The sequence below is a fragment of the Streptomyces sp. NPDC093097 genome, from assembly GCF_044754325.1.
GTDB lineage: Bacteria > Actinomycetota > Actinomycetes > Streptomycetales > Streptomycetaceae > Streptomyces.
The window spans coordinates 191,129-206,218 of record NZ_JBIVOW010000012.1 but is presented as its reverse complement, the minus strand read 5'-3'; the positions used below and the strand labels follow the sequence as shown (position 1 = coordinate 206,218).

General features: G+C 71.2%; 13 protein-coding genes. 4 read left to right on the top strand and 9 right to left on the bottom strand.

What is annotated here, in order from left to right; all coding sequences use genetic code 11:
* Nucleotides 1–143: 143 nt before the first annotated feature.
* The 4 genes from ACIQE0_RS21755 to ACIQE0_RS21740 all read right to left on the bottom strand — a co-directional run bounded on the left by ACIQE0_RS21755 (nt 144) and on the right by ACIQE0_RS21740 (nt 4,587).
* Entirely contained in the window at nt 144–380 is a 237-nt protein-coding gene (locus ACIQE0_RS21755; RefSeq protein WP_366330489.1) for a hypothetical protein, read from the bottom strand.
* Nucleotides 381–502: 122 nt separating this feature from the next.
* Entirely contained in the window at nt 503–1,015 is a 513-nt protein-coding gene (locus ACIQE0_RS21750) for a DUF6328 family protein (RefSeq protein ID WP_366330600.1), read from the bottom strand.
* A 39-nt stretch (nt 1,016–1,054) separates the two neighbouring features.
* Nucleotides 1,055–3,637 carry an ATP-dependent Clp protease ATP-binding subunit gene (locus tag ACIQE0_RS21745; protein WP_402334611.1) on the bottom strand — a complete coding sequence of 861 codons (2,583 nt, stop codon included), beginning with the start codon at nt 3,635–3,637 and terminating at the stop codon, nt 1,055–1,057.
* 542 nt (nt 3,638–4,179) lie between these two features.
* Nucleotides 4,180–4,587, bottom strand: coding sequence for a hypothetical protein (locus ACIQE0_RS21740; protein ID WP_366330487.1), 408 nt, complete (start codon nt 4,585–4,587; stop codon nt 4,180–4,182).
* 396 nt (nt 4,588–4,983) lie between these two features.
* Here ACIQE0_RS21740 and ACIQE0_RS21735 point away from each other — a divergent pair, with 396 nt between their 5' ends.
* Nucleotides 4,984–5,601, top strand: coding sequence for a hypothetical protein (locus tag ACIQE0_RS21735; RefSeq protein ID WP_366330486.1), 618 nt, complete (start codon nt 4,984–4,986; stop codon nt 5,599–5,601).
* Between the two features lie 439 nt (nt 5,602–6,040).
* On the opposite strand, the gene ACIQE0_RS21730 is transcribed toward ACIQE0_RS21735, so the two are convergent.
* Together ACIQE0_RS21730 and ACIQE0_RS21725 are read right to left on the bottom strand one after the other, a co-directional pair.
* Nucleotides 6,041–7,165 (bottom strand): methyltransferase domain-containing protein, encoded by a 1,125-nt coding sequence (locus ACIQE0_RS21730; protein ID WP_402334607.1) that lies wholly within the window; start codon nt 7,163–7,165, stop codon nt 6,041–6,043.
* A 192-nt stretch (nt 7,166–7,357) separates the two neighbouring features.
* Nucleotides 7,358–8,386, bottom strand: coding sequence for an alpha-hydroxy acid oxidase (locus ACIQE0_RS21725; protein WP_402334604.1), 1,029 nt, complete (start codon nt 8,384–8,386; stop codon nt 7,358–7,360).
* 248 nt (nt 8,387–8,634) lie between these two features.
* On the opposite strand from ACIQE0_RS21725, the gene ACIQE0_RS21720 reads away from it, so the two are divergent.
* Nucleotides 8,635–8,805: a hypothetical protein gene (locus ACIQE0_RS21720; RefSeq protein WP_402334601.1), complete on the top strand. Its 171-nt coding sequence runs from the start codon at nt 8,635–8,637 to the stop codon at nt 8,803–8,805.
* 122 nt (nt 8,806–8,927) lie between these two features.
* Here ACIQE0_RS21720 and ACIQE0_RS21715 read toward each other — a convergent pair whose 3' ends face one another.
* The 3 genes from ACIQE0_RS21715 to ACIQE0_RS21705 all read right to left on the bottom strand — a co-directional run bounded on the left by ACIQE0_RS21715 (nt 8,928) and on the right by ACIQE0_RS21705 (nt 11,677).
* Nucleotides 8,928–9,365 (bottom strand): hypothetical protein, encoded by a 438-nt coding sequence (locus tag ACIQE0_RS21715; RefSeq protein WP_366330482.1) that lies wholly within the window; start codon nt 9,363–9,365, stop codon nt 8,928–8,930.
* 129 nt (nt 9,366–9,494) lie between these two features.
* On the bottom strand, nt 9,495–10,805 hold the full coding sequence (locus ACIQE0_RS21710; RefSeq protein WP_366330481.1) for an MFS transporter: 1,311 nt from the start codon (nt 10,803–10,805) through the stop codon (nt 9,495–9,497).
* 182 nt (nt 10,806–10,987) lie between these two features.
* Nucleotides 10,988–11,677, bottom strand: a complete 690-nt coding sequence (locus ACIQE0_RS21705; protein ID WP_402334757.1) for an ArsR/SmtB family transcription factor — start codon at nt 11,675–11,677, stop codon at nt 10,988–10,990.
* A 421-nt stretch (nt 11,678–12,098) separates the two neighbouring features.
* On the opposite strand from ACIQE0_RS21705, the gene ACIQE0_RS21700 reads away from it, so the two are divergent.
* On the top strand, nt 12,099–13,424 hold the full coding sequence (locus ACIQE0_RS21700) for a cytochrome P450 (RefSeq protein ID WP_402334597.1): 1,326 nt from the start codon (nt 12,099–12,101) through the stop codon (nt 13,422–13,424).
* A gap of 219 nt (nt 13,425–13,643) precedes the next feature.
* Nucleotides 13,644–15,047, top strand: coding sequence for a M64 family metallopeptidase (locus tag ACIQE0_RS21695; RefSeq protein WP_366330478.1), 1,404 nt, complete (start codon nt 13,644–13,646; stop codon nt 15,045–15,047).
* Nucleotides 15,048–15,090: the final 43 nt, after the last annotated feature.

The window sequence follows — 15,090 nt, the reverse complement described above, 5'->3', positions numbered from 1 at the left end:
CTCCTGACGGCACGGTCCACCGGGCGGCGCCCTACGGCACCACCGCCCTCGCCCCCCCCCCCCCCCCCCCCGCCCCCCCCCCCCCCCCCCCCCCCCCCCCCCCCGGCGTGTGGGGCCCACCGCGTCACGGGCGAGCCGGCCGCTCACGCGATGCTGTCGGCCAGCTCCTTGACGCCCTGGGTCCGTGCGCAGTGCGCACAGCAGAAGTAGCGGCCGCTCGCCTCCAACCCGTGCCCGAGGATCCGGCACTGGCAGTTCTCGCAGGTCGGGGCGAGCCGTTGCGCGGCGCACTCGACGCAGTCGAAGGAGTGCGACTCGCCGTCGATGCGCACTTCGAAGCTCCGGGCGTAGTCGTTCCCGCAGACCTCGCAGACCGTCATGGTGATCCCTCCATCCCGCGGATTCGATCGTTGAAAGCGCCGACTCCGCGGACCAACCCACCCGCCCGTCGGCGCGTCCCCACCTCGTATCGTCGCACCGCATCCGCCCGCCCGCAGCGCGCTCACTCCCGCGACGAGTAGCGGTGCAGCACCCATGCGGGCAGCACGAACCAGCACATCACGAACCACGCCGCCAGGATCGCCACCACCCACAGCGCGGCACTGCCGGACAGTGCGAGCCGGAGGATGAGCAGCAGCGCCGACGTCATCGTGCCGAGCAGCAGCACCACCCCGACCAGCGCCAGCCGCGACGCCCACAGCACGGTCTGCGGTTTGAGCCGGTGTCCGGACACCAGGCGGTGGAAGGTCACCGTGCCCATCAGCGCTCCGGTGGTGGCGGCGCCCAGCAGCAGGGTGATGACGTAGATGATCAGGTCCGTGGTGCCGAGCGTGGTGAACCGCGGGGTGAAGACCACGGTGAGCAGGAAGCCGAACAGGATCTGCACACCGGTCTGGATGACCCGGACCTCCTGGAGGAGTTCGGTCCACCGGCGGTCGGCGCGCTCTTCCCGGGTCTCGCGTCGGCCGCGCGTCCAGCTCGACTCCGGCGTGCCGTCGTCCCGGTGGCTGTTCAGGGCAACTCCTCGGTGGTCGGGCGGTAGGTCCGCGTCGCCCTACCTCGGCTGCGCCTGGGGGGTGGCGTGGAAGGTCAGCGCGTCGTCCGCGACGTCCACCTCCACCCGGTCCCCGCTGGACAGCACCCCGTCGAGCAGCATCCGGGACAGCCGGTTGTCGACCTCGCGCTGGATGGTCCGGCGCAGCGGCCGGGCCCCGTACTCCGGCTGGTGGCCGCGGCGGGTGAGCCAGTCCACGGCCGTCGGGGAGAAGTCCACCGTCATGTTCTGCGCGTGCAGCCGCTGGCGGGTGCCCTCCAGGAGCAGCCCGGTGATCTGGTGCAGCTGCTCGTCGGTGAGCTGGCGGAAGATGATGATCTCGTCGAGCCGGTTGAGGAACTCGGGCCGGAAGTGCCCGCGCAGGGCGCTGAGCGCCCGCTCCCGCGCACCGTCGTCCGTGCCCGCCTCCGACGGCCCGAAGCCGAGCACCCCGCGGCCGCCGCTGAGCGCCTCCGAGCCGAGGTTGCTGGTCATCACGATCACGGTGTTCTTGAAGTCCACCGTCCGGCCCTGGGAGTCGGTCAGATGTCCGTCGTCGAGGACCTGGAGCAGCATGTTGAAGACGTCCGGGTGTGCCTTCTCGACCTCGTCGAGCAGCACCATGGAGTACGGGTGGTGGCGGACCGCCTCGGTGAGCTGGCCGGCGTCCTCGTGGCCGATGTATCCGGGCGGGGCGCCGATCAGCCGGCTGACGGTGTGCCGCTCCTGGTACTCGCTCATGTCCAGCCGCACCATCCGGTCCTCGCTGCCGAACAGCGCCTCGGCCAGCGCCCGCGCCAGCTCCGTCTTGCCCACCCCGGTCGGGCCGAGGAAGAGGAAGCTGCCGATCGGCCGGTTCGGGTCGGCCAGACCGGCCCGGGAACGCAGCACCGCCTCCGACACCGCCGCCACCGCGTCGCGCTGCCCGATCACCCGGTTCTGGAGCCGTGCCTCCAGCCCCAGCAGGCGGTCCTTCTCCTCCTCCGTCAGACTGCTCACCGGCACCCCGGTCAGCCGCGAGACGATCTCCGCGATGTCCTCGGCGGTGACCTCCACGATCCGCCCGTCGCCGCCCGACGTCCGCTCGCCCTGCGACTCCTGGACGGCCCTGATCTGCTCGGAGAGCCCGGAGATCCGGTCCCGCAGCTCGGTGGCCCGCTCGTACTGCTCCGAGGCGACCGCCTGGTCCTTGTCCCGGACCAACTGCTCCACCTCGCGCTCCAAGTCGCGCACGTTGGGCGTCTTGGTGGCCGACCGCAGCCGGACCCGGGCGCCCGCCTGGTCGAGCAGGTCGATCGCCTTGTCCGGCAGGAACCGGTCGGTGATGTAGCGGTCGGACAGCTCCACCGCGGCCAGCACCGCCTCGTTGGTGTACCGCACCTGGTGGTGGGCCTCGTAGCGGTCCTGGAGGCCGCGCAGGATCTGCACGGTGTCCGGCACGGTCGGTTCGGGCACCAGGATCGGTTGGAAGCGCCGGGCCAGCGCGGCGTCCTTCTCGACGTACCGCCGGTACTCCTCCAGGGTGCTGGCCCCGATCACGTGCAACTCGCCGCGCGCCAGCGCCGGTTTGAGCATGTTGCTGGCCTCCAGCGCACCGCCCTCGCCGGTGCCGCCGCCCGCGCCGACCACGGTGTGCAGTTCGTCGATGAAGACGATCAGTGCGTTGGAGTGGGCCCGGACCTCCTCGATGATGAGGTTCATCCGCTCCTCGAAGTCACCGCGGTAGCGGGTGCCGGCCACCACCGCGGTCAGGTCCAGCGCCACGATCCGCCGCCCGGCCAGCGTCTCGGGCACCTCGCCGTCCGCCAGCCGCTGCGCCAGCCCCTCCACGATCGCGGTCTTCCCCACGCCCGCGTCGCCGACCAGCACCGGATTGTTCTTCCCGCGCCGCGACAGCACCTCGATGGTCTGCTCGATCTGCTCCTCCCGCCCGATCACCGGATCGATCCGGCCCGCCCGGGCGAGGTCCGTCAGGTCCCGGCTGAACCTGTCCAGCGTCGGCGTCTCGTGGTGCGGCGCCGGGCCGTGCTCGGCGGTGGAGCCCGTCGGCGGGTGCGCCCCGGCCGGGCCGTGCCCGGGCCCGGCCGCCTGCGGGTCGAAGTGCGCCAGGTGCAGGATGCGCCCCGCCGCCGAATCCGGATTCGCGGCCAGCGCCTCGAGTACGTGCTCCGGTCCGATGTACGAGGCGCCCGTGCCCCGCGCCAGCTCGTGCGCCCCCAGCAGCGCCCGCTTGACCGCCGGGGTCACCGCGACGCTCTTCCGCAGCGGACCGGTGCCGGCGTTGCGGTCGATCTCGGCCGCCAGCGCGTCCGGGTCGGCCCCGGACTGCCGCATCAGGCTCCGGGTCGGCTCCGCACTGAGCGCCGCCCGCAACAGGTGCTCGGTACCCAGCTCGGGACTGCCGTGTTCGGCGGCGTACGCGGCGGCGGAGGTCACCAGGTCACGGGCCGGCCCGCTCATCAGCCGGGCGATGTCGGCCTGCCGCGGCATCGAGGTGCCCCCCTCCTCGCCGGGCGACTCCGCGGCCCGCCCGAAGAACCGCGACAGAAAGTCACCGAACGAGTCCGGGCCATAACCCTCCGGACCCATGAATCCGTTGCTCATGTGCGTCCGTTCCGCTGTCACGACGGTGCCGCGACACGCTGCCTAGTCAGGTACGTGGTGCGCATTCCCTGTGCTGTCGCCTGGTGCGTCGTCGTCGCGACGTGCGACTCCTCTGGTACAGCATCGGCGCCAGCGGGACCGTTCGCACCCGGGAGCCCGCCCGGCGACTGGGCGACGGCGCCGCGTACCGGGGCGCCCTTTACGAAGAGTGGCAGCGACGCACACAGGCAGGACTGTGGCGACGATGGCGGGTGCGGGTGCGTGTGCGGGTGCGGGTGCGGGTGCGGGTGCGGCGGGCTGTGGCCGGCGTAACGCGGTGTGCGGCCGGAACGCAGAAGGTCCCCGCCCGTTGTCGTTCGGGCGGGGACCTTCCCACTCACACCGTGCTCACTCACATCGCGGCGACCGGCGACTGGTCGTCGTCTCCTGCACATCGCGAGGAGGCGGGCCTCCGTTGCCGGCGATGTGGTCGTAAGGGAAGTCGGTGGAACCGTGCGGCCGTACAGCCGTGAACGCCCCCTCCTCGGAGGGGGCGTTGCCGCTTACTTGGCCGTGCGCTTCTTGCGCGCCGGCTTCGAAGCGGGAGCCTCGGACTCGCGGCCGGCGGCCACGAAGGGCTGGACGGCCTCCTGGAGCTTGGCCAGGTTCTCGGCGCCGAGGTCGGCCTCGTACCACTTGAGGTCGAGCACCTGGCGGATGCCGATCTTCTGGGTACCGTCCTCGTTCGTCTCCTCGGTCTCGTACTCCTCCTCGACCATCGCGGGCACGGCGAACTTGATCGTCGTCACGCCGTCCGTCACCTCGGGGCTGAGGTCGTCCTGGAGGACCGACTGCCAGTAGGTCGCCTTCTTGACGATCTGGTTGCCGACCGGAACAGGAGTGACTACCTCCTGAACACCCGGCTCACCCTTCTTCGACTCATCAACCTGGATGGTTTCCTTAACGGCCATGTCGGCGCCCCTTCTTTCTTGTTCGGTGCACTCCAAATTCTAGTGGAAATAGGCCAGTTGAAGCCAATCGGCTTCGGCGGCTAAGGTGTCTCTCTCGCCTGGCGGGCCGCAGGGGAAAGGGTGCCGACCGACGGCGACATTCTCACATTCCTCCGGCGCGCCACCCCTTTGTGAGCTGCTATTCTTGAATGTCGCCGAACGCCCCTGTGCGGAGCGGCAGTTCACCGTTCTCGAATTTCCTGGCTTTCCTGAGTTCCCGAGATGAGCGATCACCGCCGCTCGGAAATTGCGTCTTGCGGTGTCGGTCAACGCCCGCCGTCGAATTGCCTCTTGAGTCATCGGCGGCGTGTGGCGCTCGATGGCTTGGCACCCTCGCGTGCCGGGTATCGCAGGCGCATGCGGGCATGGGAAGAGGCGCTCTGGACGGGGACCCGGTGGGAGGCCTTGCTGCGGGGCGTGGTGCGGCGGGTGTCGGCGGGAGACGAGTCGCAGCCGTGGTGGATGCCGCGGCGCGCACTGACCGTGGTGCCGGCCGATGTCGACGCCACCGCCGGTGTCGCGGCCGTCTGGATCGTATGGCGCCCGAAGTCACCGCGGATGCGCGAGCACATCGCGTTCCTGGAGTGGCGCGGCGAGCAGTGGCGGTTCGCCGGCGGTGGCAGCGGCCCTGCCTGCGACGACCCCGTGCACGTCGAGGTGCTCGACGTGCACGACAGTGCGGGCGCCCTCAGTCCCACCCGCACCTTCGACCATCCGTGCTCCCTCCCCGCGGGCCCCTGGATCGGTTGCACCAAGGTGCACCTCGGGCGGGATGTGGGCCACATCCTCGTCGGCGCCCGCCGGATCGAGGCTCCCGAGCAGCGCAGGCTCATCGCCGTGTGGACGTCCTCCCGCGCCGGTCGTGGCGGCCGGCCCGTCATCGTGGCCCTGGGGCGCGACGGCACCGAACTCTCCCGCATCGGCCCCCACGACCGCCTGGACACCCATACCTGGGTGCGACTGGGGGAGGAGTGACGCCCAGCCGGACGCATCACGGTTCCGTGCACCCCGTCACCTTCTCGCAGCCTGAAGTTGCAGCGCTCTATTGGCCTCGCCGCCGGTGCGAAATGCGTTATCGCGATGAAGATTTGGCGAGGAGCGCTTTCTTGCCGAAGAGCTTCGCCCACTCCCGGGGCGACCTCTTCCCGCCTTAACTGCTACGGCCACAATGCGCCTCAAGAGACATGTGGGACATGAAGAACAAAGTTTCTGGGCGAGCTGCGACAATGCGCCCGCCGCCCGATCCCTGCTCAATCACATCAACGAGCAGCCCGACCCGACGCAAGGGCGGAAGCGGGCGACGGCCATATCCGTCCCCGCGCCCTTGCACCAGCTCCTTCGACCAGTGCCCCGGCCATGAGGGCGCTCACGTCACAGCCGGGCTCGGTGTCCTCAGCGGTTGCCCGTCGCCCGTCTACCGGTCTGCCGACCCAAGCGAGACGGGGAAGAGCCCGCGCACCGGCTGGTCAGGGGTGTGCAGCCAGACGTACTCACGGTCGGTGGTGACGGTGAGGCCGAAGTCCTCGGCCGCGGGCCGGCCGAGGCTGTCCCATTCCTGCCAGGCCGTTTCGCTCTCGTGCCACAGGTCGCGCTCGCCGAATTCGGTGACGGTGCCGTCGGCGTCTGCGATGGCGCCTGCCCCTTGCCCGTCGCCGGCCCAGACGCGCAGGGCCTCCTCGTGACGGCCCTCGATCAGGGTGGTTCCTGGCAGCCGGGCGCCTGCGTAAAGGGCGAAGCCGGGCGTCAGCATCTCCTGCGGGGGAACCGCGGTCTCTCGCGAGCGCGGGTGTGAGGTGTCCGGTGCGGCGCTGCTCCCGCCGCGGTGGGAGCGCATCGGCATGTAGGTGGCCGTTCCGGTGAACGAGCCGGCGGCGCTGCCGCCCTCGGCGGTGACGAGTCGGACCAGCGAACCGCACCAGAAGTCGCCGACCCGTGGCGCCACCAGCACGCCGTCGGGATGGAGCTGCTTGATCAGTTGGTGCGGAATGTGCCGCAGGGCGCACGTGGCGATGATGCGGTGGTACGGGGCGCCGGCCGGCCACCCGTCTTCCCCGTCGGTGACCACGAGGCGTGGCCGGTAGCCGACGGCGGCCAGGTTGGCTTCGGCTTGGGCGGACAGCGCGGGGTCGATTTCCACGCTGGTGACGTGTTGGTCACCAAGGCGCGCGGACAGCAGGGCGGCGACGTGGCCGGTGGCGGTGCCGATCTCCAGTACCTGCTGGTCGTCGCGGACGTCGAGCAGGTGCAGCATGCGCGCGACCATGGAGGGTTGGGAGTTCGAGGAGGTGGCGACGCCTGGCCCCTCCTCGGCGCCGTCATCGACCTGAGTGACCACCGGTTCATCGGCGAACACCAGGGCCGCGCGCCCTGCGGTGGTGGTGACGGGCCGGCAGCGGTCGGCGTCCTGCCGCCACACGCGCTCGGGCAGGAACAGTTCGCGCGGGGTGCGCTCCCACACCGCGCGCCAGTGGGGGCTCAACAAGCCGCGCTCGTCCAGTTGTCGGACGAGCGCGGTGTGCCCCTGGAGGGCTTTGTTCATCGACTCATGCCGCCTTGGGTCGGTCGCCGTCGGGCGAGGGCGGGGTGGGCGGGGGCGTCCACGGCTTGTCCGACGGCTTGCCCGCATGCTTGCCGTCGTCTGCTGCCAGGAGTGTCATGCTGCTCCTTCCGGTCGAGTACTGGAGGGATATTGAGCCTTTCCCTCGGGGCGCCGCCCATCGGCCGTCGGTCCTCAGTCGGCGACGAGGTCGGGGGTGAGGGAGGGGATGTCCGGTGTGCCCGCCAGGGTCATGGCGTGGGTCAACTCCGCGGTGAGGGCGGTGAGTAGCCGTTCCACTCCGGTGGCTCCGTCGACGGTCAGGGCCCACAGTGCCGGACGTCCGACGAACACCGCGGTGGCTCCCAGCGCGAGGGCGATGAGCGCGTGCCGTCCGTTGCGGATTCCGCCGTCGACATAGAGTTCGGCGCCTGTGCCTGCCAGGGCTTCGGCGATCGGAGGCAGGGCGCGGGCGGTCGCGAGCGCGCCGTCCAGTTGTCGGCCGCCGTGGTTGGAGACCCAGACCGCCGAGGCGCCGGCGGCGACGCACTCGCGTGCGTCGTCCGCGCGCAGCACCCCCTTGACCACCACCGGTAGGCCGGTGGCGGTGCGCAGCCAGTCGATGGCCGCGGGCGTCAGGTCGGCCGCCTTCTCCAGCCGCGCTTCGGCCACTCCTTGCCCGTCGACGTTGGTCAGGAGATGTTCCGGGGGAACGGTCTCCCACACGCTCGGCCCGGTGCCGTACTTCTCCCCGACGACGGGGGTGTCCGCGGTGAGGACCACGGCTCTTGCCCCGGCCGTCCGTGCGCGGTCCAGCATCTCCACGGTCAGCTTCCGGTCCCGCAGCACGTACGCCTGCACCCACCACGGGCCGAAGTCCGTCAGGGACCGGAAGGGCACCCCCGCGTTGCTGGAGACGCACACCAGCGAGCCCGCGGCGGCGGCACCGCGCAGCATGGCGACCTCGCCCTCCTCGTGGGCCTGGCGTTGCAGCGTGGTGGGGGCGACCAGCACGGGCGTGTCGACCTCGGTGCCCAGTACGGAGGTGCGGGTGGAGACGGCGCTGACGTCCCGCAATACATGCGGCAGCAGGCGCGGTGCGTCCCAGGACGCCTCGGCCTCGGCGGCCGACAGACCGGCTCCGGCGCCCTGTTGGAAGTAGGTCAGGACCGGAGTGGGTAGACGCCGCTCGGCCTCCCGCGCCAACGTGTCCATCCATCGCATCAGATGCCCCTCCCGGGGGCCTGCTCGACCCCGGAGTCGTCAGCCTGGCGGCCACTGTAGACGGTCGGCCCGCACGCTCCCATGGCGTCGGTGGCTGCTCGTAACCGGGAACGGCCACTCGCGCGTGACGACGTTCACCGCTCCCTCGACGTTCACCCTTTCGGGTTATTGCCGGGGGCAGGTCTTCAGTCGATGCGCCTGGGCCGCTATCTTGAACGGCTTCATCAGCCCCGGACAGGGAGGACGGTATGAGCAGCGTGCCATGGACCATCGAGCGGATTCGTGAGGCGCTCGCCAGCCCGTCCCTCGCCCGACGCTTCGACGACGAGATCGATCGGGCGCCGGAGGACGAACTCCCCGGCATCTTCGCCAAGTGGCAGCGGATCGCGGGTGGTTTGCGACCGACCGTCGACCGCTGACGTCCGCCGCTCGCCCACCACGCACGTGCGCGCCGTCGGGAACGTACGACGGCGCGCACGCGCAGGGTGGGAGCCCCCGGCGACTCCCACGGGAGTCGGGCTCGCGCACCGGCGACACCGGGTCACCGCGCGGGGTGGACGACCGCCTCCTTCATGGTGCGGAGCACCGGGACCGCGGTCGTGGTCACGAACAGGCCGAAGAGCGTGATGGGGAGCAGCCCGACCGGGCGCAGCAGCCACGCCGGATCGGCCTGCAACTGCGGCCAGTTGACGATCCAGTTCGCGGTGACGTCCAGCGTCATCACTCCGGCCGCCAGGCGGATGCCCTCCGGGCGCACCGCCGCCACCAGGGCGACGACCACGGGATCGAGCACCGCCAGGCTGACGAAGAACACCTGCAACGGCACGGTGGCGAACGCCGCATAGGCGTGGATTCCACCGCGAGCGAGATCCAGGAAATGGGCGCAGGCCCCTTCGCAGAAGCCGAGCACGTAGACGACGAGCGCCACTCTCGCCCATGGCGGCCGTCCTCGCCATCGCTCCCGCACGTCACCCGTCATGAGGTCAACCTATGGGTGGACAGGGCATGTTGGTGTGGCTGGGTAGCGATCAACGTCGCGTGATATCCGGCGACATCCAGCGGTGTTCGGCGGCGCCGGCCGGCATCGATGTGTCGGCCGACAGTGGCGTCACGTCGGGGCGGTGCCGTCTGTGGGGTGCGTGTCCGCGGCAGGCGTGGGTGCGGGTGACGTTGGCGGCGTTGGGGCGGGGAGAGGGGGATCGGGCCTGGGGGCCGTCTCGTGGGGGTGGCGGGACCTGTCCATCTCGCGCCATTCCGGGCGTAGTCCGGCCAGGTTCGTGGTGAGGAAGTACGCGGCCGCGCAGGTCAGGAGGATCGGTGCGAGTCCGCCGGCGGTGACGGCGGCGCCGGCGAGGAGGCCGCCGAGCGGGATGCCGGCCCAACCCAGCGCATCGCCCAGTGCGTTGACCCGCCCCAGGAGCCGGCGCGGGATCCGCTCGAAGAAGACCGCGCCCAGGATCGGGTTGATGAATCCCGCGCCGAACCCGCTCAGGGCGAAGACGACCGGAACGGACCACGAGGGCACGGGGGCGGCGAGGATCAGGAACCTCGGTGCGCCGGCGAGCAGGAAACTCGCGAAGAACACCACTCTGCGCCGCATCCGCGAGGCGACCATGGCAGCGATCAGGCTGCCGGCGATCGCCGCGCCGCCGCCCACGCTGCTGTTCAGGCCGATCACGGCGGGGCCGTGGCCGGAGGTCTTGGCCCACACCGGCAGCAGGACGCTGGTGAACGCCGCGTCGAGCAGGTTGGTGATCGCGAGCATGACGATGATGGTGAGGAGCAGCGGCTCGCCGCGGAGAAAGGTGAAACCCGCGCCGAACCGCTTCCAGTAGCCCGGCTCGGCCTCGTCTTTGGAGGTCGGACCGCCGTCGGCGGCGCGCCCCATGCCGCGCGGCAGCGCCACCTTGATGAGCAGCGAACCCAGCGCGAAGCAAACGGCGTTGAGGGTGATCCCCGCCAGGGGGCCCAGTGAGGCGATCAGCAGGCCGCCCGCGGCGGGGCCCACGGTGGTGGCGAGCCGCTGGGCCGTCCCGGACAGGCCCACGGCCCGCTCCAGCGGGATGCGACCGCGTTCGGCGGCCTCCGGGACCATGACCTCCTTGGCCAGGTCGCCGGGACCGCGCGCCGCCCCGATCAGTGCGACCAGGGCCAGGAGGAGGGGGAACGAGAGCCGGTCCATGACATGGAGGAGGGGGATGGCGCCGGCGGCGACGGTGCTGGCCACGTCGGTGGTCCAGGAGACCGCCCGCGGGCCGATCCGGTCCACCAGAGGCCCGGTGAACGCCTTGACCACGACATAGGGCGCCATCTCGCAGAAGGCCACCAGGCCGGTCTGGGTGGTGCTGCCGGTGGTGACGAGGACGAACCAGGGCAGCGCGATGGCCGAGACCCGGGTGCCGGTGAGGGAGACCGCCATGGCCGTGAGGACCCCGCCCAGCGGCCATAGGGAGCGCGTGGGGCGCCTGGGTGGCCTGGTGCGTATGGCGCCTCTGGCACCTGTGGAACCTTTGGCGCCTCTGGAACCTTTGGCGCCTCTGGCCTCTCTGGCCTCTCTGGCGTCTTTGGAACCGCCGTCGTCGCGGCTCGAATCCGAGGCCGTCACGACGTCACCGGGTCCGATGCCGTGCCGGGGGCGGACGGAACCGCCGGTCCGCCGGACCCGGCTGACTCAGGCAGCTCAGGCAGGGCAGATGGATCAGGCCGTTCACGTAACTCCGGTAGCTCGGACGGCTCGGACAGCTCGGACAGCTCGGGCACGATGTGGGTGATCACGGCGACGCGGGCGGCGCCCTCGGGGGCCGTCGCGGCCGCCTCGGGCGTGTCCCGTCGGTAGCGGGTGAGCAGCGCGGCCAGTTCCCGTTGCAGTGTGTCGGCTTCCTCGGGGGTGAGCCGCAGGGGCCAGTCGCTCAGGTCGAAGGTGTTGCGCCACGCCGTGGGCATCAACGGGAGTTCATGGAGGGCCCGTTGGGTGCGCAGCGTGTATGCGGCGGCGACGGACCGCAGATAGGCCAGTGCGGCCTCGGGCTCCTGCGCGAACAGCTCGGGGTCCTCGAATGACGTCATCTCGTGCACGGCCCGCCACCAACGGTCCCGTGCGTTGCCGCGGGCGGTGTCCTCCTCGACGAAACCCGCGGCGGCGAGTTGGCGCACGTGATAGCTGGCCGAACCGGATTTGACGCCCAGCCGCTCGGCGAGCCCGGTGGCCGTGGACGGGCCGTGTTTCCGCAGCATCCCCAGCACCCGCACCCGCACCGGGTGTGCCAGCGCGCGCAGTCCCTTGGCGTCCAGAACCGCCGAGTCGGCGCCGGGTGGTGGGCGGTGCGACCTGGGGCCTTTGCCGGTCCCTGCGTCCTCGCCGTTCCTCGCGACCCCGTCAGTCCTCGCGACCCCGTCAGTCCTCGCGTCCTCGTCAGTCCTCGCGTCCTCGTCAGTCCTCGCGTCCTCGTCAGTCCTCGCGTCCTCGTCAGTCATGGCGCGCACCTTAGACCGCCAAGAACCCTTTGCAAAGACTTCTTGGCGAATATGGTCCTGCGGTGCGGATGCCCGCGCTCGTTCCTCCCGACGGCGGCAGAAGTCGTCCCGTCCGACCTTCCGCCCCGCGACCTCCGGGCCCCTACGATCAGACTCTGCAAGCGTGTTGATGGCTCATCAGGGCGGAGGTGTCGACGGTGTCCTGTGCATCGGGCGTTGAGGCGGAGGGAGGGCGGCTGTGAACATCCCTGGTCCCGAGCCCCGGTCGGACGGTGGAGCCGGTGCCGTCGCGGCCGCGGGCGGGCTGCATACCTACCAACTCCACCTGCATTCCGCCTATGGGCCGGTGGTGCGGTTCCAGCTGCCGGGCGCGGGGACGGCGGTGTCGATCGCCGATCCGGTGCTGCTGGAGGCCACGGCGCACCTCGACGAGCGGCCGGCGCGGCTGTTCGCGTTCCTGGAGCCGCTCTGCGAGGCCGGAAACCTCCAGGTGATCCCGGCCGAGGAACACGCGCCATGGCGGCAGCTGCTGCTCTCCGTACTGGCCGGACGGCCGTCCCATGAACGGCACTTCGCGCAGTTCACGGCGTTGGCGACGGCGCTCGCGGACCGCTGGGGCGAGCAGGCCGGCCGAGCGCCCGTCGCGTTGCAGAAGGACCTCGCGGCGCTGTCGCTGCGGATGATCTGCGGGTACGCGCTGGGCGGTGACGTGGCCGACCCGGACGCCGTGATCGCCGCGTTCGAGGAGGTGCTCACCAGCCGACCGGAACAGCCCCAGGACGTCCCGGCCTCCGGCACGCAAGAGGAGCGGGCGGAGCACGCCGCGCGGGCCGAGGCGGCACTGGCCCGTCTGCGTGCGACCGTTGACGAGGTGATCTGCGCGCACCACTCCGGCGGTCGCACGGACCGGAGCGACCTGATCGGGGCGCTCGTGGAGGCGGGCGAGCGGTCCGCCCGGATCCGCGACACCGTCATGGTGACGATGCTGGCCGCCCACCACACCACCGGTGTGGCCGTGTCCTGGACCCTGTATCTGCTCGGCCGGCATCCCGAGGTCGCCGAGAAGGTCGCCGAGGAGCTGGACCGGGTGCTCGGCGAGCGCGCCGTGCCCGACTACGCCGACCTGCGCCGCCTTCGCTATCTGGAGATGGCCCTCAAGGAAGCGATGCGGCTCTACCCGCCCGGCCCGTACGGCGCGCGGGAGACGCCCGAACCCCTCCACCTGGGCGACTACGAGATCCCGGCCGGGACGACCGTCTTCTATCCCTTCTGGGCCGTCCACATGAACCCCGACTACTGGCCCGAGCCCGAGAAGTTCCTGCCCGAGCGCTTCACGCCGGAAGAGGTGGCCAAGCGGCCGAGGCTGGCCCATGTCCCGTTCGGCTTCGGGCCGCGCAGCTGTGAGGGGGCCGCCCTGGCCATGGTCGAGGCCGAACTGACCCTGGCCGTCCTGCTCAAGCGTTTCCGCTTCCGGCCCGTACCGGGACACGAGGTGACCCCGGTCGAACGGTTCGTGCTCTGGGCGGCCGACGACATCCGCATGGACGTGAGCGTGCGGGGCTGACGCCCGCCGTCGCCCTCCCTTCTGCCGGGCGGCGACCGGCCCGCGAGAGCGCCACGCACGCCGGCCGGTGGTTCCACTGCGCGCTCCATGACCGGAATCCGCCGCGAACAGGCGGTTTTCGTGCGATCGTTTGCGCGTCCCGGTCCACTGCGAGACGAGTCGGCACGGAACGGGAACGGGCCTCTCGCCCATCAACTCATCTTCCTCTGAGGAGACTTCATGCACGGACCCCTCACCCGCCATACGAGACGCATATCCGCCGTCGCGGGGGCATGTGCGCTCGCGCTCGCGGGCCTTGCCGCTCCCGCCTCGGCCGATTCCGGCCCCCGCGTCCGCGTGGAAGTGCCCGGCCCGAAGGCCGGCGGCGCGGCGGGATCCGGCTACCGCCAGGTCCCGCGCAGCTTCCCCCACACCCCCGTCAACGGTCTGACGGGCACCGCCCGCGCCGCCGACGGACAGGTCACCAAGATCATCGACAACGGTGACACCAAGGACCGCCTCGATGTCGTCGTCATCGGCGACGGCTACACCGCGGGCGAGCTCGACCAGTTCCACACCGACGCCAAGCAGAAGTGGAACGACTTCCTCGGCGTCGAGCCGTACCGCACGTACCAGAAGCTCTTCAACGTCTGGACCGTCGACGCCGTCTCCAAGGAGAGCGGGGTCAGCGGGGATCCGGGCCAGGGCGTCGTCCGCAACACCGCGCTCGGCGCGCATTTCTGGTGTGGCGGCACCGAGCGGCTGCTCTGCGTCGATCAGCAGAAGGTCGACGGTTATGTCGCCAAGGCCCCGCAGGCCGACCTGGTGCTTGTGCTCGCCAACAGTGCGAAGTACGGCGGCGCCGGCTACAACGAGCCCAGCGCGACCCTCGGTTACGAGGGCATCTCCACCGCCTCCGCCCACGACGCGGCCTCCAGCCAGGTGGCCGTCCACGAGACCGGCCACTCCCTGGGCAAGTTGGCCGACGAGTACTCCTATCCGGGCGTCCCGGGGTATGAGCGGTACACCGGTCCCGAGCAGCCGCAGTCGAACTCGTCCGTGCTGACCGCGGATGCCATGGCGGCCGCGCGCACCAAGTGGTACCGCTGGCTGGGCGCGGCCTCGCCGGACGGCGGGAAGGTCGGGGCGTTCGAGGGCGGCAACTACTACGTCAAGGGGCTGTACCGCCCCACCGACGACTCCCTGATGCGCAGCCTCGGGAAGCCCTTCAACCTGCCTGGCAACGAGGCCATGATCGCCGGGTTCTACCGGCACGCCTCGCCTGCCGCCCCGGCCGACCGCGCGCCGCGGGGGAGTACCACGGCGCGCCTGATCCTGCCCCGGGCGAGCGACGCCGCCCATGGCAAGGTGCTCGTCCGCTGGTACCTCGACGGCCGTGAACTGCGCGGCTACCGCGACCGCGACCGGGTGGCGATGCGTGAACTCGCCGTGGGCCGCGGAGTGCACCGGCTGACGGCGACCGTCACCGATGCCACCTCCGCGGTGCGGGACCCGGCCGTCCGCGCCACGTTGACCGGCTCCACCGGCTGGACGGTGCAGCACGGCACCGGCTCCGCCGCGGACCTCGCCGCTCCGGTCCTGGCGAAGCCGGACGCGGCGGCGTCGCCGAAGGCGGTGCGGTAGCCGAACGCGATGCGGTAGCCGGTCCCGCCGGCTGCGGCGGAGC